General features: G+C 54.3%; 23 protein-coding genes and 1 pseudogene. 14 read left to right on the top strand and 10 right to left on the bottom strand.

Annotated features, from left to right (window positions below; translation table 11 throughout):
• Positions 1-168 precede the first annotated feature (168 nt).
• On the bottom strand, positions 169-2,202 hold the full coding sequence (dcp, locus tag ACQG2Q_RS11195; RefSeq protein ID WP_063849250.1) for a peptidyl-dipeptidase Dcp: 2,034 nt from the start codon (positions 2,200-2,202) through the stop codon (positions 169-171).
• A gap of 143 nt (positions 2,203-2,345) precedes the next feature.
• Between dcp and ydfG the strand changes: the two genes are divergently transcribed.
• Both ydfG and ACQG2Q_RS11185 read left to right on the top strand, forming a co-directional pair.
• Positions 2,346-3,092, top strand: coding sequence for a bifunctional NADP-dependent 3-hydroxy acid dehydrogenase/3-hydroxypropionate dehydrogenase YdfG (gene ydfG, locus ACQG2Q_RS11190; RefSeq protein WP_022647991.1), 747 nt, complete (start codon positions 2,346-2,348; stop codon positions 3,090-3,092).
• A 90-nt stretch (positions 3,093-3,182) separates the two neighbouring features.
• Positions 3,183-3,869 carry a GntR family transcriptional regulator gene (locus tag ACQG2Q_RS11185; RefSeq protein ID WP_003857403.1) on the top strand — a complete coding sequence of 229 codons (687 nt, stop codon included), beginning with the start codon at positions 3,183-3,185 and terminating at the stop codon, positions 3,867-3,869.
• A gap of 35 nt (positions 3,870-3,904) precedes the next feature.
• Here ACQG2Q_RS11185 and ACQG2Q_RS11180 read toward each other — a convergent pair whose 3' ends face one another.
• Positions 3,905-4,336 (bottom strand): universal stress protein, encoded by a 432-nt coding sequence (locus ACQG2Q_RS11180; protein ID WP_023300013.1) that lies wholly within the window; start codon positions 4,334-4,336, stop codon positions 3,905-3,907.
• A gap of 287 nt (positions 4,337-4,623) precedes the next feature.
• On the opposite strand from ACQG2Q_RS11180, the gene ydfZ reads away from it, so the two are divergent.
• Positions 4,624-4,827 carry a putative selenium delivery protein YdfZ gene (gene ydfZ / locus ACQG2Q_RS11175; RefSeq protein WP_003857405.1) on the top strand — a complete coding sequence of 68 codons (204 nt, stop codon included), beginning with the start codon at positions 4,624-4,626 and terminating at the stop codon, positions 4,825-4,827.
• Between the two features lie 44 nt (positions 4,828-4,871).
• On the opposite strand, the gene ACQG2Q_RS11170 is transcribed toward ydfZ, so the two are convergent.
• The 5 genes from ACQG2Q_RS11170 to ACQG2Q_RS11150 form a co-directional block, all read right to left on the bottom strand.
• On the bottom strand, positions 4,872-6,335 hold the full coding sequence (locus tag ACQG2Q_RS11170; protein WP_063849251.1) for a mannitol dehydrogenase family protein: 1,464 nt from the start codon (positions 6,333-6,335) through the stop codon (positions 4,872-4,874).
• 223 nt (positions 6,336-6,558) lie between these two features.
• A complete protein-coding gene (locus ACQG2Q_RS11165) occupies positions 6,559-7,938 on the bottom strand; it encodes an MFS transporter (RefSeq protein WP_063849252.1) in 1,380 nt (459 codons plus the stop codon).
• 73 nt (positions 7,939-8,011) lie between these two features.
• The gene (locus tag ACQG2Q_RS11160; RefSeq protein WP_048965753.1) at positions 8,012-9,031 is read right to left on the bottom strand and encodes a Zn-dependent oxidoreductase; all 1,020 of its coding nucleotides are present in this window, start codon (positions 9,029-9,031) and stop codon (positions 8,012-8,014) included.
• Between the two features lie 14 nt (positions 9,032-9,045).
• Positions 9,046-10,260 (bottom strand): D-mannonate dehydratase ManD, encoded by a 1,215-nt coding sequence (manD, locus tag ACQG2Q_RS11155; protein ID WP_023300009.1) that lies wholly within the window; start codon positions 10,258-10,260, stop codon positions 9,046-9,048.
• 111 nt (positions 10,261-10,371) lie between these two features.
• Positions 10,372-10,698 carry a YnfA family protein gene (locus ACQG2Q_RS11150; protein WP_023300008.1) on the bottom strand — a complete coding sequence of 109 codons (327 nt, stop codon included), beginning with the start codon at positions 10,696-10,698 and terminating at the stop codon, positions 10,372-10,374.
• A gap of 150 nt (positions 10,699-10,848) precedes the next feature.
• On the opposite strand from ACQG2Q_RS11150, the gene ACQG2Q_RS11145 reads away from it, so the two are divergent.
• Positions 10,849-11,187 (top strand): DUF1283 family protein, encoded by a 339-nt coding sequence (locus tag ACQG2Q_RS11145; RefSeq protein ID WP_023300007.1) that lies wholly within the window; start codon positions 10,849-10,851, stop codon positions 11,185-11,187.
• A complete protein-coding gene (gene speG / locus ACQG2Q_RS11140; RefSeq protein ID WP_022647983.1) occupies positions 11,187-11,747 on the top strand; it encodes a spermidine N1-acetyltransferase in 561 nt (186 codons plus the stop codon). Before ACQG2Q_RS11145 ends, speG begins: the two co-directional genes overlap by 1 nt.
• 17 nt (positions 11,748-11,764) lie before the next feature.
• Here speG and ACQG2Q_RS11135 read toward each other — a convergent pair whose 3' ends face one another.
• Positions 11,765-12,475, bottom strand: coding sequence for a YnfC family lipoprotein (locus tag ACQG2Q_RS11135; protein ID WP_023300005.1), 711 nt, complete (start codon positions 12,473-12,475; stop codon positions 11,765-11,767).
• A gap of 88 nt (positions 12,476-12,563) precedes the next feature.
• Here ACQG2Q_RS11135 and ACQG2Q_RS11130 point away from each other — a divergent pair, with 88 nt between their 5' ends.
• The 7 genes and pseudogenes from ACQG2Q_RS11130 to ACQG2Q_RS11100 all read left to right on the top strand — a co-directional run bounded on the left by ACQG2Q_RS11130 (position 12,564) and on the right by ACQG2Q_RS11100 (position 18,925).
• Positions 12,564-13,367, top strand: coding sequence for a glycosyltransferase family 25 protein (locus tag ACQG2Q_RS11130; RefSeq protein WP_080470148.1), 804 nt, complete (start codon positions 12,564-12,566; stop codon positions 13,365-13,367).
• A 117-nt stretch (positions 13,368-13,484) separates the two neighbouring features.
• Positions 13,485-13,790, top strand: coding sequence for a DUF1161 domain-containing protein (locus ACQG2Q_RS11125; RefSeq protein ID WP_003857424.1), 306 nt, complete (start codon positions 13,485-13,487; stop codon positions 13,788-13,790).
• A 130-nt stretch (positions 13,791-13,920) separates the two neighbouring features.
• A pseudogene (ynfE, locus tag ACQG2Q_RS11120) lies at positions 13,921-16,361 on the top strand (selenate/tellurate reductase subunit YnfE).
• Positions 16,362-16,371: 10 nt separating this feature from the next.
• Positions 16,372-16,989 (top strand): DMSO/selenate family reductase complex B subunit, encoded by a 618-nt coding sequence (locus ACQG2Q_RS11115; RefSeq protein WP_017384545.1) that lies wholly within the window; start codon positions 16,372-16,374, stop codon positions 16,987-16,989.
• A gap of 1 nt (position 16,990) precedes the next feature.
• The gene (locus ACQG2Q_RS11110) at positions 16,991-17,845 is read left to right on the top strand and encodes a dimethyl sulfoxide reductase anchor subunit family protein (RefSeq protein WP_096217039.1); all 855 of its coding nucleotides are present in this window, start codon (positions 16,991-16,993) and stop codon (positions 17,843-17,845) included.
• A 45-nt stretch (positions 17,846-17,890) separates the two neighbouring features.
• Entirely contained in the window at positions 17,891-18,505 is a 615-nt protein-coding gene (gene dmsD, locus ACQG2Q_RS11105) for a Tat proofreading chaperone DmsD (protein WP_032624331.1), read from the top strand.
• 108 nt (positions 18,506-18,613) lie between these two features.
• Positions 18,614-18,925: a YebG family protein gene (locus ACQG2Q_RS11100; RefSeq protein WP_022647976.1), complete on the top strand. Its 312-nt coding sequence runs from the start codon at positions 18,614-18,616 to the stop codon at positions 18,923-18,925.
• A 56-nt stretch (positions 18,926-18,981) separates the two neighbouring features.
• Here ACQG2Q_RS11100 and catA read toward each other — a convergent pair whose 3' ends face one another.
• Both catA and ACQG2Q_RS11090 read right to left on the bottom strand, forming a co-directional pair.
• A complete protein-coding gene (catA, locus tag ACQG2Q_RS11095; RefSeq protein WP_023300000.1) occupies positions 18,982-19,641 on the bottom strand; it encodes a type A chloramphenicol O-acetyltransferase in 660 nt (219 codons plus the stop codon).
• An 86-nt stretch (positions 19,642-19,727) separates the two neighbouring features.
• Positions 19,728-20,612 (bottom strand): LysR family transcriptional regulator, encoded by an 885-nt coding sequence (locus ACQG2Q_RS11090; RefSeq protein ID WP_096216882.1) that lies wholly within the window; start codon positions 20,610-20,612, stop codon positions 19,728-19,730.
• Positions 20,613-20,726: 114 nt separating this feature from the next.
• Between ACQG2Q_RS11090 and ACQG2Q_RS11085 the strand changes: the two genes are divergently transcribed.
• Both ACQG2Q_RS11085 and ACQG2Q_RS11080 read left to right on the top strand, forming a co-directional pair.
• Positions 20,727-21,854: an alpha/beta hydrolase gene (locus ACQG2Q_RS11085; protein ID WP_071881490.1), complete on the top strand. Its 1,128-nt coding sequence runs from the start codon at positions 20,727-20,729 to the stop codon at positions 21,852-21,854.
• Positions 21,855-22,153: 299 nt separating this feature from the next.
• Positions 22,154-22,897, top strand: coding sequence for a YoaK family protein (locus tag ACQG2Q_RS11080; RefSeq protein ID WP_063849261.1), 744 nt, complete (start codon positions 22,154-22,156; stop codon positions 22,895-22,897).
• Positions 22,898-22,968 lie beyond the last annotated feature (71 nt).

The following is a 22,968-nucleotide window of genomic DNA, read 5'->3' as shown; positions in this document are numbered from 1 at the left end:
CCAGTCGTTCGCCCTGATATATAGGGTCAGCCATAAGAAAGTTATCCTGCAAATTTCGCAGAATTTAAGGATTCATTTTGGGGAGGAATTTGGAGGAGTTTCGGGGAAGAAAAAATCGAACAAAAAACCGGGCATCGCGCCCGGTTCTGTTTCCACACTAAAAAGCCCTTAAACACTCAATCCACGATTCTCCAGCATCGGTTCGATCCTCGGATCGTGCCCGCGCCAGTTCCGGTAAAGTTCAGCTAAATCAGTGCTGTTGCCGCGCGACAAAATCGCCTCGCGGAATGTCTGTCCGTTTTCGCGCGTCAAACCACCCTGCTCGACAAACCACTGGTAGCCATCGTCCGCCAGCATCTGCGTCCAGAGATAGGCGTAATAGCCCGCCGCGTAGCCGCCGCCGAAGATATGGGCAAAATAGCTGCTGCGATAGCGCGGCGGTACGGCTGGAAGATCCAGCCCTTCTTTTTTCAACGCGGCGGCTTCAAAGGCTTCCACGTCTTCAATGGGCTCATGAATGCCGTGCCAGTTCATATCCAGCAGCGCGGCGCTCAGCAGTTCCGTCATGTCATAACCCTTATTAAACTGGGTCGCATTGAGCATTTTTTCCCGCAGCGCATCCGGCATCGGCTCGCCGGTTTGATAATGGCGGGCAAAGTGCGCAAACACCTGCGGATGGCTGGCCCAGTGTTCATTGATCTGCGACGGGAATTCAACGAAATCACGTGGCGTGTTGGTGCCTGAAAGCGTGGCATAGCGCTGGCTGGCAAACAGGCCATGTAGCGTATGGCCAAACTCGTGGAACAGGGTAATCACATCATCCCAGGAGATCAGCGCGGTCTGCCCGTTCGCTGGTTTTTGATAGTTGCAGACGTTATAAATCACCGGACGCGCGGCAAACTCGTAAGACTGCTCAACAAAATTCCCCATCCACGCCCCGCCCGCTTTGGAATCACGCGCGAAAAAGTCGCCGTAGAACAACGCCGTGCCTTCACCCGTGTGGTCGAAAATCTCCCACACGCGAACGTCCGGGTGATAAACCGGAATATCGAAACGCTCGACAAAGCGGATACCGAACAACTGCGTGGCGGTCCAGAATACGCCATCTTCCAGCACGGTATTGAGCGCGAAATAGGGTTTGATCTGCGACTCATCCAGCGCGTATTTCGCTGAACGCACGCGTTCGGCATAAAACGCCCAGTCCCAGGCCTGTACCGTAAAACCGCCCTGCTCGTCGTCAATGACCTTCTGAATATCCGCCTGCTCCAGCGCGGCCCTGCTGCGCGCCGCAGGAACTATCCCGCGCATGAATTCGAGCGCGGCATCCGGCGTTTTCGCCATTTGATCGGCAATGCTCCAGCTGGCATAGTTGTCAAAGCCGAGCAGCTGCGCCTGTCTTGCCCGCAACGCGGTAAGCCGACGGATCAGGTCGCGCGTATCGTTTTCGTCGCCTTTTTGAGTGCGTTCCCAGCCCGCGCTAAACAGCTTTTTACGGGTCTCGCGCAGAGACAGCGCCGCCAGCGCGGGCTGTTGCGTGGTATTCAGAAGCGGGATCAGCCAGCGATCCGTCAGCCCTTTTTCTGCGGCAGCATGAGCCGCGGCAGCAATCTCCTCCGCACTGAGTCCGTCAAGCTGGTGAACATCATCCACCACCAGCCCTCCCGCCTTGTTCGCAGCCAGCAGGCGCTGGTTGAACTGGCTGGTCAGGGTGGCGGCTTCGGTATTCAGGGCTTTCAGCTCGGCTTTTTCATCGGCGTTCAGACGCGCGCCCGCAAGAACAAAGTGCTGATACGTCACCTCCGTCAGTCGGCGGGATTCGGCATCCAGCGTGTCGCGATCCTGCCAGACGGCTTCCACGCGGGCGAAAAGCGTATCGTTTAGCCAGATATCGTTCGCCAGCCCGGCCAGTTCGGTGGAGAACTGCTCGTCCAGTGCCTGAAGATAATCGTTGGTGTGTGCGGACGTCATGGCGAAGAACACGCTGCTGACGCGCGACAGCATGGCCCCGCTCTTTTCCAGCGCCAGCACGGTGTTGTTGAAGTCCGGCACGGCGCTCTGCGCGATAATCGCGTCAATGTCTGCACGCTTGAGGCGCATTGCTTCATCAAACGCCGGGCGATAGTGGCTGTCTTCTATCACATCAAAACGCGGAGCCTGATAAGGCAGCAGGCTAACGTCAAAGAAAGGGTTGTTGACCGACATCGTTTACTCCTGAGCACGGTATTTCTCACCAGAGTAGGCCAGCCTGCTCCGGCCTGCAATGGCGTCATACAAATGTTGCCTTAACGATGTGCCCGAGTGCGTGCTATGGTAGTACAACACAAAAAGCGTTGAGGAACAGTGAGATGATTATATTAGTTACCGGGGCGACAGCAGGTTTTGGTGAAAGCATCACGCGTCGCTTCGTCGCCAACGGACATAAGGTGATTGCAACGGGTCGTCGTCAGGAGCGTCTCCAGGAGTTGAAAGACGAGCTGGGCGACAGCATCCTGACCGCACAGCTGGACGTGCGCAACCGCGCCGCCATTGAAGAGATGATTGCCAACCTGCCTGCCGAATGGCGTGAAATCGACGTGCTGGTCAATAACGCTGGCCTGGCGCTGGGCATGGAGCCTGCCCACAAAGCCAGCGTGGAAGACTGGGAGAACATGATCGACACCAACAACAAAGGCCTGGTGTACATGACCCGCGCCGTGCTGCCGGGCATGGTTGAACGTAACCGTGGTCATATCATTAATATCGGTTCCACCGCAGGCAGCTGGCCTTACGCGGGCGGCAACGTCTATGGCGCAACCAAGGCCTTTGTACGCCAGTTCAGCCTGAACCTGCGCACCGACCTGCACGGTACCGCGATCCGCGTGACCGATGTTGAGCCGGGTCTGGTCGGTGGAACGGAATTCTCCAACGTGCGTTTCAAAGGCGATGACGCGAAAGCGGATAAAACCTATGAAAATGCGAATGCGCTGACGCCGGAAGATATCACCGAAACCGTCTGGTGGGTCGCGACGCTGCCGAAGCATGTCAACATCAACACGGTTGAGATGATGCCCGTCAGCCAGACCTATGCCGGACTCAGCGTGCATCGCGGGTAATTCACCCTTCCCGGCCTGCGGGCCGGGTATGTGATGACGGTTAAAAGAATGGTAGTATGTTCAGGTTAACTCTCTGAGAAATCACAACCCATGGCCGCTGAATCGCAACTTAATCCTACCCAGCCTGTAAATCAGCAAATTTATCGCATCTTACGCCGTGATATCGTTCGCTGCCTGATCCCACCGGGAACGCCACTCTCAGAAAAAGAGGTTTCGGTACGTTTTGACGTTTCCCGTCAGCCCGTGCGCGAGGCGTTTATTAAGCTCGCAGAAAACGGCCTTATCCAGATCCGCCCTCAGCGCGGCAGCTATGTAAATAAAATTTCGCTTTCGCAGGTACGGAATGGCTGTTTTGTTCGCCAGGCCATTGAGTGCGCCGTTGTGCGTCGCGCCGCGTCGCTCATCAACGATAACCAGTGCTACCTGCTGGAGCAAAACCTGCATCAGCAACGCATTGCCATCGACCGCAAACAGTTAAACGACTTTTTCCAGCTGGACGACGAATTTCACCAGAAACTGGCGCAGATCGCCGAGTGCCAGCTCGCGTGGGATACCGTCGAAAACATCAAAGCTACCATCGACCGCGTGCGCTACATGAGCCTCGACCATGTTTCTCCGCCAGAGATGTTGCTGCGCCAGCATCACGATATTTTCAGCGCACTGGAAAAACGCGACGTGGAAGCCGTAGATAAAGCGATGACGCTTCACCTCCAGGAAATTAGCGAGTCAGTTCAGTTAATTCGTCAGGAAAACCGCGAGTGGTTCAGCGAAGAATAAAACCTCGCCGCCCCCTTTCGGTTGCGGCGAAGTGATTAGCGGACCACTAACACCGGAATAGTGGCGTAGCGCAGGATAGTTTCAGCATTCGAGCCCAGCAGATGTGTTGTCATGCTCGGGTTTCTTGATCCAATAACAATAACGTCATATTTCCCCTCTTTGCTGAGCTGGATGATTTCATCGCGTACGTTGCCGAAACGTACTTCACAATCAATATTTTCTGGGGACATATCAAAGAGCCGTTTCAGTGCCTTCATCTTCTTATCCGACTCGGCGGTCATATACTCTTCGAACTTCTTAATATCGGCATTGAACCCCCGCAGTAACGAACGACTGCTGTTAGGGAGAATGTTGACCAGGGTGATCGTCGCGCCTTCCGATTTCGCGAGGTTGACCGCGTGGCGTACCGCTTTATCGCTTAGATCCATTTCAAACACGTCAACAGGCATCAAAATTTTCTTATACATAAGCCTGACTCCTTTTCCGATGAAGGGTTATTTTCTGCCTCCAGAATGGCATTGTGGATATAAACAAAGCCTAAACGCTTGCGTCTGGAAACTATCAATTAAGGAAAATAACTGTCCGCTTTGTAAAGCGGTGTCCTGAACCGTCAACGCCATCTGGAAATAAGAAAAAAGTGTGAGCTTGATCAAAAGCAAATAATTTCGTTTAAGAGAGGCGTATTAATAGTGCCCCGTGAACGGCAGCCGTTGTATTAGCGCCGTAACGGATAAGTGCGAGAGGAGAAAATACCATGATGACATACGACCGTAACCGAAATGCAATCACCACTGGCAGCCGCGTCATGATTAGCGGCACAGGTCAGTTCGGCGTGATTAAAGCGATCCACAGCGACGGCCTTAATGCCGAGCAGGTGCGTCGTGGTAAAACGGTTGAAGTGGAAGGATGCGAAGGTAAGTTCGAACCGATTGAGCTGATTCGCCTGGGGATGCACTAAGCTGTGCCCCGACATGCCGCCGCGAACGGCGGCATGTCAAAGCGTTAAAGCCGGGCTGCGTACTCAGCAACCGTGGCCTTCGCGCCTTTTTGCAGCAACGTTTGATAGGCCTGCATGACGGCAGCCACGAATACCGTGTCCTTCGGCAGCTCGTTACCGAAAATAGCCTCAATGCCCAACAGCGCGCTAACGCGGCTTTCACCTTCAGCGCTACCGTTTACCGCCGCCTGAATCACCGCCAGCTGCGGATCGCTCACCTCAATCGCGTTACCCTGCTCATCCACACCGCCGACATAACGCATCCAGCCCGCCACGCCGAGGGCCAGCAGCGGGAAGGGTTTCTGGTGGACAAGGTGCCAGCGCACGGAATCGAGCATGCGCTGCGGCAATTTCTGGCTACCGTCCATGGCGATTTGCCAGGTGCGGTGACGCAGGGCCGGATTGCTGTAACGCGCAATCAGCTGGTCGGCATAACGACCCAAATCCACGCCCCGCACTTTCAGCGTCGGCGCCTGCTCTATCAGCATCAGCGCATGCGCGGCTGCGCGATAATGTTCATCTTCCATGCAGTCGTTAATGTGCTGATAACCGGCAAGATAGCCGAGATAGGCCAGGAACGAGTGGCTGCCGTTAAGCATTCGCAGCTTCATCTCTTCAAACGGAATGACATCAGAAACCAGCTCCGCACCGGCCTTTTCCCACTGGGGACGTCCGGCAACAAAATTATCTTCCACCACCCACTGGCGGAACGGCTCGCAGGCGACACCTGCCGGATCGCGTACGCCAGTCAGCTGTTCGATTTTATCCAGCGTATCAGCCGTGACGGCGGGCACAATACGGTCCACCATCGTTGACGGGAAGGTGACGTTCGCTTCGATCCAGTCCGCCAGATCGCCGTCTACGGCGCGCGCGTAGGCACAGGTCACATTGCGCATCACGTGGCCGTTCTCCGGCATGTTATCGCATGACATCACGCTGAATGCCGGTAGCCCCGCCGCCTTGCGACGCGCCAGCGCCTCAACCACCACGCCCGGCGCAGATTTAGGCTGATGCGGGTTTTGCAGGTCTGCAACGATTAACGGATGATCGAACATCAGTTGTCCGGTTGCCGGGGAGTGGCAATATCCTTTCTCGGTGATGGTGAGGGAAACAATGGCGACCTGCGGCTCGCACAGCGCCGCCAGCACGGTTTCCAGCCCGTCGATCTGCGCATGCAGCGCGTTTTTGACGACGCCGACCACGCGCGCCGTCCACGCATCGGCAGACATCTCTGCCACGGTATAAAGGTTATCCTGTGCCTTCAGATCGGCGATCTGCTGTTCGCCGCCAATCAGGTTAACTTCGCAGTAACCCCAGTCGCTGCCCTGTTCTGCGGCGAGTATATCGGTGTACACCGCCTGGTGCGCACGGTGAAACGCGCCAAACCCTAAATGAACAATGCGTGCCTTGAGGCTGTCGCGATCGTATTGAGGATGCGGTGCCTTCGCCTGTAATAACCGGTTTTCCATGATTGAGACTCGTTAATTAATGAAAGCTGTGATCCACTGCCGCTTCCTTTTAAGAGCGGCAGCGCCTGCTGACTACACCAACTAGAATGGCAGTCGGAGTCAAAAAACGCTGCCATTAACCATACTGATACATCGTTTTCAGATCTTGATTTACATTAACTTTTCGCCATGTGGTGTGACATCAGTAAAAAGTTGTGTGACAGGTAACGCAAGATGTAAACCACTAGCGGCGTGAAGAGAGCGCGCCGTACGCTACCGAGTCCTTATGAGGAGCCTCCGCAGCATCTTCGGCTTCACTCAAATCGCGGTCGCGCACTTCCGGCATCAGCAACGCGGAGACCAGCCCAATCAGCGAGTACGCCACCAGCATCACCACAATCGGCCACCAGGACCCGGTCATGTTGCAGAAGATCCCCGCCAGCACCGGACCAAAGCCTACGGCTACCAGCCCGCCCGCCTCTTTCGAAATGGCCATGCGGGTAAAGCGGTTCCGCGAACCAAACATCTCTGCCATGGTGATATTTTCCAGCGCGAACAGCCCGAGCACCGCAAAGTTATGAATAACGATGATAGAGAGCATAATCACGCCCGGCGCGTAACTCTTATCGACGATAATCGACAGCATCGGGTAAGCCAGAATAATGGCTGAAATGTTAAGGAGGATATACGGCAGACGGCGCCCCACTTTATCGGACAGCCAGCCCAGCAGCGGGATGGAGAGGAAGCCGAGAATCGAACTGATCATCAGCGCATCGGTTGGGATCGCCTTATCAAACAACAGCGTCTGCACCAGATATCCGGCAAGGAAAGTCTGAATCAAACCTGAGTTGCCGGCCTGACCAAAGCGCAGCCCCGTCGCCAGCCAGAACGATTTGCTCTTAAACATCGCGCCGACCGAGGTATCCTGCGCAGCAACCGGCGCAATGGTTTCAGCGTCGTTAACCTTCTCAAACACCGGGCTCTCTTTAAGGTTCATACGCAGCCAGATGGCGAAGATCATCACCACCACGCTGGCGAGGAATGGCACACGCCAGCCCCAGGCAATAAGCTCTTCACGATCGAGGGCAAAGAACATCACGGCCCAGATCGCCGTGGCGCTCAGCGTCCCGCAGTTGGTTCCCATGGCCACCAGCGAGGAGATGATGCCGCGTTTACCCTTCGGCGCGTACTCCGCCAGCATGGTACCTGCGCCGGAGATTTCTGCCCCCGCGCCCAGCCCCTGAATAATACGCAGCGTCACCAGCAGCACCGGTGCGAAAATCCCGATCTGCGCGTAGGTTGGCAGGACGCCGATTAAGGTGGTGCAGATCCCCATCATGGTGATGGTGATAAACAGCACCTTTTTGCGGCCAATTCTGTCTCCCATTCTGCCGAAGATAAATGCCCCGACGATACGCGCGATGTAGCCTGCCCCATAGGTCCCCATCGCCAGGATCAGCGCCATGGCCGCGGATTGTTCAGGGAAGAAAATTTCATGGAATACCAGCGCGGCGCCAAGGGAGTAAAGCTGAAAATCCATAAACTCCAGGGCGGTGCCCAGCCAGCCGGATACGGCGGCTTTCACCAGGTCTGACGTACTTCTTTGAGGTTGTGCTTGAGTCATAATGGCTATCTCTGCAAGGTAAGATGCGTACCACTGAGAGCCTGTCTTCGCAGGCTCTTAACCGCGTGAATTATTATTGGTCGAACGTGAGCAAGACTTTGCAGCACTGCCGCTGGTCTTTTTCAAACAGTTCGATGGCGTCTGTAACGTGGTGATAGTCAAATGTATGGGTGACCAGTTTTTCAGGGTCGATCAGCCCTTTTTCCAGCCAGTCAATGACCACCGGAAATTTGTTGGCATTCAGGCGCGAAGAGAAGATCGACAGCTCTTTGCCGGTGATCCCCTGTTGCACGATCTGGCTCGGGTCGCTGGAGAAGCCCATCAGCACGATGCGCGCCGCCGGAGACGCCAGCGTAATCGCTTCCTGCAAAATGGACGGATGACAGGCAGCATCGATGATTAACGTCGGCTTGATGCCTTTTTCATCCAGCGCGGCCTGTAATGAGTGCTCGCTGTTGTTGAAGACCCAGTCTGCGCCGCTGCGTTGCGCCATCCCCAGCCGCTCATCAATCCGATCCACCACGATGACCTGCTTCACCTTGTAAACGCCCTTTAGCGCCTGCACGGTGACCAGCCCCATCGGGCCTGCGCCATAGATCAGCGCCACGTCCTGTTCGGTGGGTTTCGCCTGCCCCGTCACGTTGGCGGCAATGGTGAAAGGCTCAACCATCACCGCGTGTTTGTCAGGGATCGCATCCGGAATGTGCCAGGCATTTTTCGCCGGCACGACGGCGTATTCGCTGAAGCCGCCGTCACGGTGGACGCCCAGCACCACCAGCGAGGTACAAACGTTCGGTTTTCCGACGGAACACGGGTAGCAGTGTCCGCAGTTGATCACCGGATCAACAGACACGCGCTGGCCCAGTCGGGTGCTCTCCACACCTTCGCCAACCGCGTCTATTTCGCCAAAGAACTCGTGACCGATTACCCGCGGGTATTTCGCAAACGGGTTATGCCCACGATAGATATGGCTGTCTGAACCGCAGATACCGGCGAGCTTAATTCTGACGCGGACGTCGCCTGCGTCCGGCAACGGGAGAGGACGCTCCTCAATCACCAGCGCATTCGGCTGTTGGATCACTACGCTTTTCATCATTCGCTCCTCGTTTACCAGTTCCAGAGGGTGCCGTCTTCCAGACGGGCCACCGGCAGACAGGCCGGTTCGTACGGGTATTTCGCTGCCAGCTTCTCATCAAACTCAATGCCCAGCCCTGGCTTGTCGCCCGGGTGCATATAGCCGTTATCGAAGCGCCAGCTGTGCGGGAACACTTCCAGCATCTGCTCTGAATACCCCATATACTCCTGCACGCCAAAGTTCGGTACCCACAGGTCAAAATGCAGCGCCGCGGCGTGGCAAATCGGCGACAGATCCGACGGGCCGTGTGAGCCGGTGCGCACCTGGTAGAGTGAGGCAAAGTCAGCAATGCGACGCATCCCGGTAATGCCGCCCGCATGGGTTATGGTGGCGCGGATATAGTCAATGAGCTGCTCTTCAATCAGCTGCTTGCAGTCCCAGATGCTGTTGAACACTTCCCCCACCGCAATGGGCGTGACGGTGTGCTGGCGGATCAGGCGGAAACACTCCTGGTTTTCAGCGGGAGTCGGGTCTTCCATCCAGAACAGGCGGTACTCTTCAATGCTTTTGCCGAATCGCGCCGCTTCGATGGGCGTCAGACGGTGGTGCATGTCGTGAAGGAGATGTTCGTTGAAGCCGAACTGACTGCGCACTGCGTCGAACAGTTTCGGCGTGAAGTCGAGGTATTTCTCGGTGGACCAAAGCTGCTCGTCCGGCCAGTCGCCCTTGGTTGCAGGCTCATACGCCAGCCCTTTTCCTTTAGACATACCATAGGTGGTTTTCATCCCCGGCACGCCGCACTGCACGCGAATAGCCTTGAAGCCCATCTCTTTATGACGGGCATAATCTTCCAGTACGTCGTCAATGGTGTGCCCGGTGGTATGACAATAAACCATCACCCCTTCCCGGGAGGCTCCGCCCAGAAGTTGATAGAGCGGCATGTTCGCGGCTTTCGCTTTGATGTCCCACAGCGCCATATCCACGGCAGAAATCGCTGACATGGTGACCGGGCCACGACGCCAGTACGCGCCTTTATAGAAGAATTGCCAGATATCTTCGATGCGGTGCGCATCGCGGCCAATCAGCTGAGGGCACAGGTGATCTTTCAGGTAGGAGGCAACGGAAAGTTCACGTCCGTTAAGCGTGGCATCACCCAGGCCGACAATGCCCTCATCGGTGGTGATTTTAAGGGTGACAAAGTTACGCCCCGGGCAGGTGACAAATACTTCAGCCCCGACAATCTTCATAATCCATTTCCTTACATCGCTCGTTGTGATGCAGGAAATTTACGCAACTACACTACTACCATACAAGTATAATGATCGAAAAATCAGCGGGCGATCACACTATGAGGACGACTATGCGCGTCCCCAGCCAGCCACGATGATCAACATACCGCACAGGGCAACCAGCGCGCCTGCCCAGTCATACAGGCTTAGCCTGATGCCATCGACAAAGCGCAGCCACAGCAGCGCAGTACAGACGTACACCCCTCCGTAGGCCGCATAAACCCGCCCGCTGGCGGCCGGATGCAGGGTGAGCAGCCAGACGAAAAGAACCAGGGACACACCCGCCGGGATCAGCAGCAGCGCGGAAGCGCCCCGCTTTAGCCAGAGCCACGGCAAAAAGCATCCGATGATTTCACACAGCGCGGTCGCGAAAAAAAGCAGCGTCGTTTTGAACATTTTTCTCGTTTCGTGAGGATTGATTTAGACATCATACGCGATAATGCTCTCATCGTTCCCATACCTGCCGCGCGGGTATGACACCCTTTCGGATTGGTGTAGAATCCAACGGGGTAATCCGATTGTCTGCACCCGTTTAAAGGAAACGCTATGACTACATTAAGCAAACGCCTTTGTCTGACAGCCGCACTGGCGCTGTCCTCGTTCGCCTTCGCCGCAACGGCATCAGCCGAAACCAGCAAACTCATCATTGAGTCTGGTGACAGCGCGCAAAGCCGCCAGAACGCCGCCATGGACAAAGAACAATGGAATGACACCCGCAGCCTGCGTCAGAAAGTGAATAAGCGCGTGGAAAAAGAGTGGGATAAAGAAGACGTCGCGTTTGATGCCCGCGACAAATGCCAGCAAAGTGCCAACGTCAACGCTTACTGGGAGCCTAACACCCTGCGCTGTCTGGATCGTCGCACTGGCCGCACGGTAGCACCGTAATGTCGACGCCGTGTGACGTTAAGCTCCGTCCGCTGGAGCGCGAAGATTTACGCTTTGTCCACCAGCTCGACAACAATGCCAGCGTGATGCGCTACTGGTTTGAAGAGCCTTACGAGGCCTTCGTCGAGCTGTCCGATCTCTACGATAAGCATATCCACGATCAGAGTGAACGCCGGTTTGTGGTGGAGTGCGAAGGTGAGAAAGCCGGGCTGGTTGAGCTGGTTGAGATCAACCATGTTCACCGTCGGGCGGAATTTCAGATCATTATTTCACCGGAGCACCAGGGGAAAGGTCTTGCGTCGCGGGCGGCAAAGCTGGCGATGGATTATGGGTTTAACGTCCTGAATCTCTACAAGCTTTACCTTATCGTCGACAAAGAGAACGAAAAAGCGATTCATATCTACCGTAAGCTCGGCTTTATGGTGGAAGGTGAACTGATCCATGAGTTCTTTATTAATGGCGAATACCGTAACACCATCCGCATGTGCATTTTCCAGCATCAGCATCTGGCCGGGCATAAATCCTCCTCCGCCAACCTGCTTAAACCCACCGCGCAGTAACCTGCGCGGTTTTATTCTTAATAATATTCAATGCTGTTTTTGATGGTGTACTTGCGCTCAATGGCAGGTTTAACGCTGTCATCGACGATAACCAGCTCACAGCTCACCGGGTTGTTGTGGCGATCGTAATCGCAACTCTGCTTTACATTGCCCATCGGTTTATCGTTCAACAGGCTTACCGCCGTATAATCCATGCGCTTACGCAGATCTTTCGACGGCATCGATTTGACCGATAATCGCTGGTCGCCGGAGACCGTGGTTTTACCCAGCGGGTAGCCGTCGGCGTCATACTGGTACTTCACTTCCATCTCTTTGCTGTGCGCGGCAACCACAAACCCGTTATCGTCGGTGTCCCACGTCAGGCCGGCAGACGGCAGTTCCGCCAGCTGACATTTTCCCTGCAACTTCACCTTCTGCTGCTGGGTTTCCGCATCGACGTAGTAGTTAGCATCCAGCACCAGCGCAACGCCCGTGTTAGCCTCCAGATCGTGCAGTTCAAGGGTATCGAAACACCCCTCCGACGACATCGTTCCGGTCACGCGTTTAGAGACTTCACCCTTATCGTTCAACAGCGTCTGGGTAAAATCTTTCACCGGCCCGCGCAGAGGGTCAAAGTCAAACTCGTTCGAAAAGCTCGCCATCTCCGGCGTAAATGACAGCGGCGCGGTGTTGTTGTCACATCCCACCAGTACCGTTGCCAGTAGCGTTATCGCTGCGTATTTATTCACGTCATTTACCAAAAGAATGAAAGGATTGTGGCACTCATAGTAGCAAATAGTATGGTAGCGATGTTGAATTGGTTCGAATACTGGTAAAATGTATGAATTTGGCCCAGCTATTAAGTCTTTAAGGAACGCTAAAAGGATGAGAACTTTTATAGTCAATCTCAAACACTCGCTCGAACGTCGTGCGAAAATGGAATGTCAATTGTCCGAATTGAACATTGCATACGAGTTTATTGAAGCAGTAGATGGTCGAAAAATGACTGAAACTGAACTAAGAAATGTCACACGGGAGACAAATTATGCTTTTCTCCCGGGAGAAGTGGGTTGTGCATTAAGCCATCAAAAAATATACAAAAGAATAATAGATGAAAATATCGACGCCGCTCTTATCCTTGAGGATGATGTTGTACTAAACAGCGATCTGCGTGAGATACTTAATAACGTTACGCTCAGCAAAACAAAACCTGAGATTCTTCTTCTGAGTCGGGTCAATAAATATTACAAAAAACCGTTCAAACACATTTTCGGCTCATATAATATACATAAGACTCAGCATGCCACGACTACTCATGCATACATTATCAATCAAAAAGCTGCTAGAAGCCTTCTGGATAACCTTTATCCTGTATGGATGGTTGCCGATAAATGGAGTTTATTCGAAGACCTATCACTGGCTAGAATTCACTCTATAGTACCTTATCCAGTACGCCTTTCCGAAGAAGCCAATGTTTCAACAATTAATGAATCAAAAGGTGATGCCATGCTGGATGCCAAAAAGAAAAAAATTTGGAATTTACTTATGCGGGAAAGGCCGTTAGCTGCAAAGCTTCGCCACCGTTATCGAAGAGCCATAACTCCTTTATTGAATCAAATAATCGATCAGGGCAAAGGGTAATCTAACATTCTTCAACATGATTACGGCTCCAGGACAATTCAGAAAGACAGGTCCAAAAACAAAAGCTTACCCTAACCCTGCTATGCTTACAGTCCACACAGTGAAAAGGAGCTACAGATGAAACGGTTACCCTGGATTACCGCCCTGCTGTTAATGAGTGCTTCACCCGCTCTTCTTGCGGCCCCGGACTCCTGCGAGCGCGTGAAAAGCGACATTCAGCAGAAGATTATCAACAACGGCGTACCGGAGTCTGGGTTTACCCTGAACATCGTCCCGAACGATCAGGCCGATCAGCCGGATGCGCAGGTCGTTGGGCATTGCGCCAACGATACTTTCAAAATTTTGTACACTCGTACCAGTAGCGGAAACTACCCGGTAAGCGGTGCAGGTACGCAGGAGAATGCACCCGCTGAGCCGCAATGATTTTCCCACTCAATTCCCCTGAGTTGACGAGGATTAATATTTAATACCTCTAAATAAGTAACACTCCCCCCATCATTAGCCCGGTTGTAGTCACGGGTGAAAATAATTATTAACAATGATGGGGTGAGTTATGTCCGAAGTTGAACATCACGACGGGATAAGCCGTCGAACTCTGGTTAAATCTACTGCCATAGGATCTCTGGCGCTTGCCGCCGGTGGGATCGCATTGCCTTTTGGTCTGAAAAGCGCCGCCGCCGCAGTGCAGACCGCTATTCAGCCAGCGGAAGATAAAGTCGTCTGGGGCGCCTGCTCGGTAAACTGCGGTAGCCGCTGCGCGCTACGTCTGCACGTTCGCGATGACGAAGTCTATTGGGTTGAAACGGATAATACCGGCGAGGATGTTTACGGCAACCATCAGGTTCGCGCCTGCCTGCGAGGCCGTTCAATTCGCCGTCGCATTAATCATCCAGACCGTCTGAACTATCCGATGAAACGCGTGGGCAAACGCGGAGAAGGCAAGTTTGAACGTATCACCTGGGAAGAAGCGCTGGACACCATCGCCGCGAGCCTGAAAAGCGTGGTCGAAAAATACGGCAACGAAGCGGTCTACATTAACTACTCCTCCGGAATTGTCGGCGGCAATATCACCCGCTCCTCCCCTTACGCCTCGCTGGTGGCACGCCTGATGAACTGCTACGGCGGCTTCCTCAGCCACTACGGCACCTACAGAGCACCGCGCAGATCGCCTGCGCAATGCCCTACACCTACGGCAGCAACGACGGTAACAGTACATCAGATATCGAAAACACCAAACTGGTGGTGATGTTCGGCAATAATCCGGCAGAAACGCGCATGAGCGGCGGCGGGATCACTTACTACCTTGAACAGGCACGTGAACGGTCTAACGCACGGATGATCGTTATCGATCCGCGCTACACCGACACCGCCGCAGGCCGCGAAGACGAGTGGATCCCGATTTGTCCGGGCACCGATGCCGCACTGGTGGCAGGTATTGCGTGGGTGCTGATTAATGAAAACCTCGTCGATCAGCCCTTCCTCGATAAATACTGCGTAGGTTATGACGAAAAAAACCTGCCGGAAGGCGCACCTGCTAATGGTCATTACAAAGCCTATATTCTCGGCCAGGGTGATGACAGAACCGCGAAAACCCCGGAATGGGCGTCGCGCATTACAGGCATTCCTGCCGATCGCATTATTAAGCTGGCCCGTGAAATCGGTTCGGCAAAACCGGCCTACATTTGCCAGGGCTGGGGCCCGCAGCGTCAGGCCAACGGCGAGCAGACATCCCGCGCCATCGCCATGCTGCCGATCCTGACCGGCAACGTCGGCATTAACGGCGGCAACAGCGGCGCGCGCGAATCGACCTACACCATCACCATCGAACGTATGCCGCTGCCGGAAAATCCTGTGAAAACGCAAATCTCCTGCTTCAGCTGGACGGATGCCATCGTGCGTGGACCGGAGATGACCGCCCTGCGCGACGGCGTACGCGGTAAGGATAAGCTGGATGTGCCGATCAAGTTCATCTGGAACTATGCGGGTAATACCATCATCAACCAGCACTCTGATATCAACAAAACTCACGACATTTTGCAGGATGAGAGTAAGTGCGAAACGATCGTCGTTATCGACAACTTCATGACCTCGTCCGCGAAGTATGCCGATATTGTCCTGCCGGACCTGATGACCGTTGAGCAGGAAGATATCATCCCCAACGATTACGCCGGCAACATGGGATACCTGATTTTCCTCCAGCCGGTAACCGCCCCGAAGTTTGAGCGCAAACCCATCTACTGGATCATGAGCGAAGTAGCGAAACGTCTCGGACCGGATGTCTATCAGAAATTCACCGAAGGCCGTACGCAGGAGCAGTGGCTGCGCTACCTTTACGCCAAAATGGTTGCCAAAGATCCGCTGCTGCCGTCCTACGACGCGCTGAAAAAAATGGGTATTTATAAGCGCAAAGATCCAAATGGACATTTTGTGGCCTATAAAAAATTCCGTGACGATCCGGATGCCAATCCGCTGAAAACACCGTCGGGGAAAATCGAGATCTACTCCAGCAAGCTGGCGGATATTGCGGCAACCTGGGAACTGCAAAAAGACGAAACCATCACCCCGCTACCGGTCTATACCTCAACCTTTGAAGGCTGGGACGCGCCCGAGCGCAGCAAATTCCCGCTGCAACTGTTCGGTTTCCACTTTAAAGCCCGTACCCACTCCAGCTACGGCAACGTGGATGTGCTCCAGGCCGCCTGTCGCCAGGAGGTGTGGCTTAACCCTGTAGACGCCGAGAAGCGCGGCATTAAAAACGGTGACACGGTGCGCGTGTTTAACGATCGCGGCGAAGTGCGCATTGCCGCCAAAGTCACCCCGCGCATCATGCCTGGTGTGAGCGCGATGGGCCAGGGCGCCTGGCATGACGCCAACATGAACGGCGATCGTGTCGATCACGGCTCCTGCATCAATACCCTGACCACACACCGCCCGTCACCGCTGGCGAAAGGCAATCCGCAGCACACGAACCTGGTGCAGATCGAGAAGGCATAAGGATTAACCGATGACAACCCAGTATGGATTTTTTATTGATTCCAGCCGCTGCACCGGGTGTAAAACCTGCGAGCTGGCCTGCAAGGATTACAAAGATCTGACCCCGGACGTCAGCTTCCGTCGTATTTATGAATACGCGGGCGGCGACTGGCAGGAGGATAACGGCGTCTGGCATCAGAACGTCTTCGCCTATTACCTGTCGATTGCCTGCAACCACTGCGAAGATCCGGCCTGCACTAAGGTCTGCCCGAGCGGGGCAATGCACAAGCGAGACGACGGTTTTGTGGTGGTGGACGAGGATGTCTGCATCGGCTGTCGCTACTGCCACATGGCCTGCCCGTACGGCGCGCCGCAGTATAACGCGGCTAAAGGCCACATGACCAAGTGCGACGGCTGCCACAGCCGCGTGGCGGACGGCAAAAAGCCCATCTGCGTCGAGTCCTGCCCGCTGCGCGCGCTGGACTTTGGCCCGATTGAAGAGCTGCGCAAAAAACACGGCCAGCTTGCTGCGGTCGCGCCGCTGCCGTCTGCGCACTTCACGAAGCCGAGTATTGTGATTAAACCTAACGCCAACAGCCGTCCGACGGGTGACACCACCGGCTACCTGGCAAACCCGAAGGAGGTGTGAGATGGGAAGTGGATGGCATGAATGGCCGCTGGTGATCTTCACCGTTTTCGGGCAGTGCGTGGCTGGCGCATTAATCGTGATGGGCTTCGCCTGGCTGAATGAACGTGATGACAAGGCCAGAATACGCATCGTGCGCAGCCTGTTTTTTCTCTGGCTGGTAATGGGTATTGGGTTTATGGCCTCGGTACTGCATCTTGGCTCCCCGCTGCGCGCCTTCAACTCGCTTAACCGCGTGGGAACGTCAGCGCTGAGTAATGAGATCGCGGCGGGTTCGATCTTCTTTGCCGTGGGCGGTTTCTGGTGGCTGGTGTCGGTTATCGGTAAAATGCCCCCAGCTTTAGGCAAAATCTGGCTGGTTGTCAGCCAGCTCCTGGGTGTCGTTTTTGTCTGGGCTATGACCCGGGTCTATCAGATCGATACCGTACCGACCTGGTATACGGGCTACACCACGTTGGCCTTCTTCCTGACGATGGCTCTTACTGGCCCGCTGCTGGCCGCGCTGCTGCTGCGGGTCGCAAACGTGACATACAAAGGTACCCTTGCCGCGTCTGTCAGCGTACTGGCACTCATCGCCTGCGTGGCGGTCGTCGTGTTGCAAAGCAATACGCTGGGGACGATCCAGAGTTCTATCCAGCAGGCTAACGCCCTGCTGCCGGATTATGGTTCGCTTCAGGTATGGCGCATCGCGCTGCTGGCGGCGGGTTTAGGCTGCTGGATCTGTCCGCTTATTCGTCGTCAGGAACCGAAAACGCTCGGCCTGTTTGCAGGTTTCGTGCTGGTGGCGGGGGGTGAAATGATTGGCCGTGGGCTATTTTATGGTTTGCATATGACCGCAGGGTTAGCAATTGCAGGTTAACACAGGTGCGCGGGCTACCCCCGCGCACAAGTAAGGAAAGTTGTAATGAATGACGTCTCACACCGCGAATCGTTCGCGTTCAGCGCCCGGGTACTGGGCGCGCTGTTTTATTTTGCCCCTGACAGCGAGCAGACCGCACCGCTGGTGAGTGCCCTGACCGCAGGTGACTGGGTGCAGGACTGGCCGCTGGCGCAGGAAAGCCTGCAGCCCGTGGCCAGTATGTTTAAGAACCCGTCGGACGAAGCGTTGAAAGACGCCTGGCAGCGTCTGTTTATTGGCCCGTATGCCCTGCCCGCCCCCCCGTGGGGCTCCGTCTGGCTCGATCGCGAGTCCGTGCTGTTTGGCGATTCGACCCTTGCATTGCGCCAGTGGATGCGTGAAAACCATATCGCCTTTGAGATGCAGCAGAATGAGCCGGAAGATCACTTCGGAACGTTGCTGATGCTGGCGGCATGGCTTGCCGAGAACGGTCGCGACACAGAACGCGACCAGCTTATGGCCTGGCATCTGCTGCCGTGGAGCACGCGTTTCCTTAGCGTATTCGTTGAAAACGCGGCCCATCCGTTCTATACGGCGCTGGGTAAACTTGCCCAGCTGACGCTGGCAGAATGGCAGTCCACTTTGCTGATCCCGATTGCAGAAAAAACGCTGTACCGATAGCAGCTCCTGGCTTGTACATCCGTTGTGTAAGCCAGGTTCGGACATTTTTGCTGCAACGCAGATCCGGAACTGCTATACTGTATATAATTACAGTGCTGGAGGTGCAAAATGGCTGTTGAAACAAAATTCGTGGTCGTAAGAAAAGGTGAAGAGAAAATGACTTTTGCCAGTAAGAAAGAGGCTGACGCTCACGACAAACTGCTCGACATGGCAGAAGCGTTCACCGACTGGCTGCTGCAAAGCGGAATGCAGATGGATGAAACGCAGGCGGAAAACCTTGGTCTGTATCTTGCCGAGCAGAAAGAGTCCGTGCAGCATATCCTGCGTACCAGCAAGCTTCCCGAGCTCAATGCTGCAACGGATAAAACAGCGCCAGAGGCGGATAGCAGCAAAAAAATCCGGGCCGTCAAAGCCGCCTGATCGTCAGAACGACTCATCACCTGTCCTGCTGCCGCGGGCCGGAAACGGCTCGCGGCTTAATAGTGCGGTAAATTATCACACAACTCTTGCAACTCGTTGATTAGTCTGGCCACATGGAAACCATCACAGACAGAATGATGAACCTGAACGGCGAAAGGCAACAAGACTTTTCCATCCTGGTTAAAGTATTTTCCAAACGTGAACATGGGCGCAAAAAAGTTCTGCATGTTAGCCACGTTGATATTAAAACTGGTAAAACTGACCCACGGAATATCCGATATGAAGAATATATTTTCCCGGTACTCTTCTTTGGGCCAGTAGGCAAGATTATCACCATAGCGAGAAACGTCTTCTGCATAAACGTTCTGAAAGTGATGAATATTCCCGTCGAAGTGACTCCATAATGATGAAAACGTCTCCGTCTCTTTATGGAAAAGGGTATAGCTGGGATGCACCTCATTCCATATTACAAGCTCATTATCCTTCATAGCCATACGGAACTCAGAATGGCGGTTAACGACTGTCGAAATAAGGGAAATAATCGAAGGATAAAATTTCCAGCCAACCTGTTTGATATGCTTCAGCAGCGCAGTGATATCCAGCTGAACCGTTTGGTTAATCGTGCATTGAGCAAAGCTCTGAAAGACTTCAAAATGTTCTTTCCTTGCCCAACTCGATAAGTCTACAGCCGTATATTCTGGCGTTATTTTTGTCATTTCTTTGCCTTAATTAAGCAGCGCTATATAAAATAGTAGCGTACCACAAACCCAGGAGCTGTATAGACCGTCGAGCAGAGGCTGCCTTAAATTTTCAACGTATCAATAACCGCTCTCAGCGCCGGGGACACGTTGCGGTGCGGATAATAGAGGTAAAGCCCGTCCATCCGCAGGCTGTAGCGCTGTAAGACGCGTATAAGCGTGCCACGCTCCAGATCGTCAGACACCAGCTCAACCGGGACATAGGCCAGCCCGAGTTCCAGCCGGGCCGCTTCAGCCTCCATGTAGCTGTCGGAAAAGGCCCATTGCCCCTCAGGCCGGTGCGTAACTCGCTTCCCGTCCTGAACAAGCTCCCATTGATAGTGGTTACCGTCGGCAAACTGGTAGGCAATGCAGGGATGAGCATCCAGATCGGCGGGCGTATGCGGGAAACCATAGCGCCGAAAATGCGCCGGGGCGGCAACCACAGCCATCTCCATATCGGGCGTGATGCGCACCGCAATCATTCCTTGTCCCACCTCCGGCCCCAGCCGGACGCCCGCGTCGAATCGCTCGGCAATGATATCCACGAACCGGCTCTCATTCATCAATTCCAGACGGATATCCGGGTAACGCTGTTTGAAGATAGCGAGCTTTGGCAGCAGACATTTCTCGATGGCGTGCTGGCTGGCATTAATGCGCACCGTGCCGGACGGCGTCTGGCGGTAATGCGCCAGTCTGGTCAACCCGGTATCAAGCGCATCAAAGGCGGAACCGGCGGTCTGGTAAAGCTGTTCCCCGGCGTGTGTCAGCGACAGCTTGCGCGTAGTACGCACCAGAAGCTGAACGCCCAGCCGCTCTTCCAGCTCGCGAACCGATCGGCTGATCCCGGATTGCGCCAGCCCGAGCCGCTGTGCGGCTGCCGTGAAGCTTCCCTCCCGCACCACCTGCATAAAGAGATACAGCTCATTATAGTTTTCCCGCTTCGCCATCATGCCTCGTCAATTCATAACAAAATGATATTAATCCTAGCAGCTTTTGGCCTCTAATCAGCACTATTTCTGCTAACTATAATGGCCTCATTACAACAACACACGGTACCTCTTATGAAAACATTCACCCAAAAACTGCCCGTTGCGCTGCTGTTATGTGCATCATTAAGTGGAGTGACAACAATGAGTTATGCAGAAACGCTAAATCCTAACGCCCCCGTTTCGATGGTGACAACCTGGGATAAAACCTTCGCCGAGAGCAATAAAGTCAACCACCGCAAAGTGACGTTCCAGAACCGGTACGGGATCACTCTGGTGGGCGATCTGTACATTCCCAGGAACCACGGCGACCAGAAACTGGCGGCGATAGCCGTCAGTGGGCCGTTCGGTGCGGTTAAAGAACAATCCAGCGGTCTGTACGCCCAGACTCTGGCTGAGCAGGGGTTCGTGGCCCTGGCCTTCGATCCATCCTACACGGGGGAAAGTGGCGGCCAGCCGCGTAACGTTGCCTCCCCTGACATCAACACCGAAGACTTTAGCGCCGCTGTGGATTTCCTGGGGTTACAGAAAGAAGTCGACCGTAACCGTATCGGCATTCTTGGTATCTGCGGCTGGGGCGGTATGGCGCTGAACGCGGCATCCATGGATACCCGCGTGAAGGCGGTCGCCACCAGCGTAATGTACGATATGAGCCGCGCGATGGGTCACGGCGTGGGCAACGGGAAAGATCGCTATTCAGCGGCCGATCGTCGGGCCGTGTTGCAGTATCTGAACGCGCAGCGCTGGAAAGATGCTGAAAGCGGCACTTTCGCCCATGGCGGCCACGATATTAATGTCGATGAGAATGGCAAGGTGACGGCGGCCGAGCGCATTCTGCCGGAAGCACTGCCCACCGATCCGCATCCGGTACTGAAAGAGTTCTATGATTACTACCGTATGCCGCGCGGTTTCCATGCCCGTTCCGTAAACTCCACCGGCGCGTGGACTGCGACCATGCCGTTATCCTTTATGAATATGCCGCTGCTGAGCTATGCCGGGGAGATCACTATCCCAACGCTGATTGTGACCGGTGAAAACGCACACTCTCGTTATTTTGCGGAGGATGCGTTCAAGGCCGTCGGCAGCAAAGAGAAAGAGCTGGTGATTGTTCCCGGTGCAAACCATGTAGATCTCTACGATAACGTCGCAGGAAAAATCCCGTTCGCGCAGTTTGAGCAGTTCTTCAAAACCAGTCTGAAATAACACTCTAAGCCCCCGGAAATCACGGGGGCATCTCTTCTCATCGTCGTGAATGACACCTATGTCTACACTGAATCAAATCCCATACCGCTACAGCGGGCGTGCACACTGGGACGGTATTTTTGCCCGTCAGTCTGCTCGTGGCATTAGCAATAAGGCATTATATTAACAGGGTTATTTTATTTAATTACAAAACCTCGAATACCTCCCGTTGAAATAATAATTAAGCAATATCCTGGTCAGTCGGCGACATCGCTTTGTTAGCTTGAGAAGTCAGGCAAAGCTCAAACTGGAGGTATTCTTTGCTGATTAAATTAAAGAAAGAACGAACGCATCAGGAGGATCGTCGTCTTGCACTCTGGCTGGCGACCTCCGCGGGACTGCTGAATGCCATTGCGCTGGGCGCGTTCGGCTTTTTCCCCTCTCATATGACGGGTAATACATCGCAGTTATCCAGCGAAGTTTCCTCCACCGATCTCAGTGATATTCTTTTTTTTGGCGCCATTATTCTGTCGTTTGTCGCTGGCGCCATTGTTGCGCGGATTATTGTTATCTGGGGAATTATCCATAACGTCAGGCTGATATTCAGCCAGGTTTTATTTGTTGAAGGGCTATTACTTGCCGGGGTATCCCTTTATGAAATGTATTTTCACTCCTTCGCCACGAATCAGGAGATTATTCTTTTCCTGTGCGGTTTGATGGGAATTCATAACTCCACCTCAACTCAGCTTTCCGGCGGTCGGGTGAGATCCACGCACATTACCGGTACGCTGACCGATGCCGGCATTTCGCTGGCCTCCGTTATGGTCGCCATGCTGCGCCGGGATTATTCCAAAGACACGGCCGCGCAAAAGAGCCAGCTCAAAACCCATTTAACCACCCTTTTCTCGTTTATTACCGGCGGGATTGCGGGGCTGATCCTCTTCAGAGAGTTTGGATTCCACGCGATGCTGGCACTGGGCCTGATGCTGGTGTTTATCGCCGCCTTTTCAATCGTTCGTATCTCGTGGCGCGTTCGAAAGGTACGCGCCGCGCTTAGTCGATAGGGTGATCAGCACGCCTCAAGTGACGTTGTCACTTGAGGCGTGCTTCTTTAAGACTATTCTGCCTTCCCACT

Source organism: Enterobacter cloacae complex sp. 370H10 (genome assembly GCF_050031535.1).
Lineage (GTDB): Bacteria > Pseudomonadota > Gammaproteobacteria > Enterobacterales > Enterobacteriaceae > Enterobacter > Enterobacter intestinihominis.
The sequence above is the reverse complement of the archived record's forward strand: the minus strand, read 5'-3'. Positions and strand labels throughout refer to the sequence as shown.

What these genes read in the sequence shown, in the direction of transcription:
- dcp (WP_063849250.1), bottom strand. Translation starts at nt 2,202, where the DNA reads ATGTCGGTCAACAACCCTTTCTTTGACGTTAGCCTGCTGCCTTATCAG.
- ydfG (WP_022647991.1), top strand. Translation starts at nt 2,346, where the DNA reads ATGATTATATTAGTTACCGGGGCGACAGCAGGTTTTGGTGAAAGCATC.
- ACQG2Q_RS11185 (WP_003857403.1), top strand. Translation starts at nt 3,183, where the DNA reads ATGGCCGCTGAATCGCAACTTAATCCTACCCAGCCTGTAAATCAGCAA.
- ACQG2Q_RS11180 (WP_023300013.1), bottom strand. Translation starts at nt 4,336, where the DNA reads ATGTATAAGAAAATTTTGATGCCTGTTGACGTGTTTGAAATGGATCTA.
- ydfZ (WP_003857405.1), top strand. Translation starts at nt 4,624, where the DNA reads ATGATGACATACGACCGTAACCGAAATGCAATCACCACTGGCAGCCGC.
- ACQG2Q_RS11170 (WP_063849251.1), bottom strand. Translation starts at nt 6,335, where the DNA reads ATGGAAAACCGGTTATTACAGGCGAAGGCACCGCATCCTCAATACGAT.
- ACQG2Q_RS11165 (WP_063849252.1), bottom strand. Translation starts at nt 7,938, where the DNA reads ATGACTCAAGCACAACCTCAAAGAAGTACGTCAGACCTGGTGAAAGCC.
- ACQG2Q_RS11160 (WP_048965753.1), bottom strand. Translation starts at nt 9,031, where the DNA reads ATGAAAAGCGTAGTGATCCAACAGCCGAATGCGCTGGTGATTGAGGAG.
- manD (WP_023300009.1), bottom strand. Translation starts at nt 10,260, where the DNA reads ATGAAGATTGTCGGGGCTGAAGTATTTGTCACCTGCCCGGGGCGTAAC.
- ACQG2Q_RS11150 (WP_023300008.1), bottom strand. Translation starts at nt 10,698, where the DNA reads ATGTTCAAAACGACGCTGCTTTTTTTCGCGACCGCGCTGTGTGAAATC.
- ACQG2Q_RS11145 (WP_023300007.1), top strand. Translation starts at nt 10,849, where the DNA reads ATGACTACATTAAGCAAACGCCTTTGTCTGACAGCCGCACTGGCGCTG.
- speG (WP_022647983.1), top strand. Translation starts at nt 11,187, where the DNA reads ATGTCGACGCCGTGTGACGTTAAGCTCCGTCCGCTGGAGCGCGAAGAT.
- ACQG2Q_RS11130 (WP_080470148.1), top strand. Translation starts at nt 12,564, where the DNA reads ATGTATGAATTTGGCCCAGCTATTAAGTCTTTAAGGAACGCTAAAAGG.
- ACQG2Q_RS11125 (WP_003857424.1), top strand. Translation starts at nt 13,485, where the DNA reads ATGAAACGGTTACCCTGGATTACCGCCCTGCTGTTAATGAGTGCTTCA.
- ACQG2Q_RS11115 (WP_017384545.1), top strand. Translation starts at nt 16,372, where the DNA reads ATGACAACCCAGTATGGATTTTTTATTGATTCCAGCCGCTGCACCGGG.
- ACQG2Q_RS11110 (WP_096217039.1), top strand. Translation starts at nt 16,991, where the DNA reads ATGGGAAGTGGATGGCATGAATGGCCGCTGGTGATCTTCACCGTTTTC.
- dmsD (WP_032624331.1), top strand. Translation starts at nt 17,891, where the DNA reads ATGAATGACGTCTCACACCGCGAATCGTTCGCGTTCAGCGCCCGGGTA.
- ACQG2Q_RS11100 (WP_022647976.1), top strand. Translation starts at nt 18,614, where the DNA reads ATGGCTGTTGAAACAAAATTCGTGGTCGTAAGAAAAGGTGAAGAGAAA.
- catA (WP_023300000.1), bottom strand. Translation starts at nt 19,641, where the DNA reads ATGACAAAAATAACGCCAGAATATACGGCTGTAGACTTATCGAGTTGG.
- ACQG2Q_RS11090 (WP_096216882.1), bottom strand. Translation starts at nt 20,612, where the DNA reads ATGGCGAAGCGGGAAAACTATAATGAGCTGTATCTCTTTATGCAGGTG.
- ACQG2Q_RS11085 (WP_071881490.1), top strand. Translation starts at nt 20,727, where the DNA reads ATGAAAACATTCACCCAAAAACTGCCCGTTGCGCTGCTGTTATGTGCA.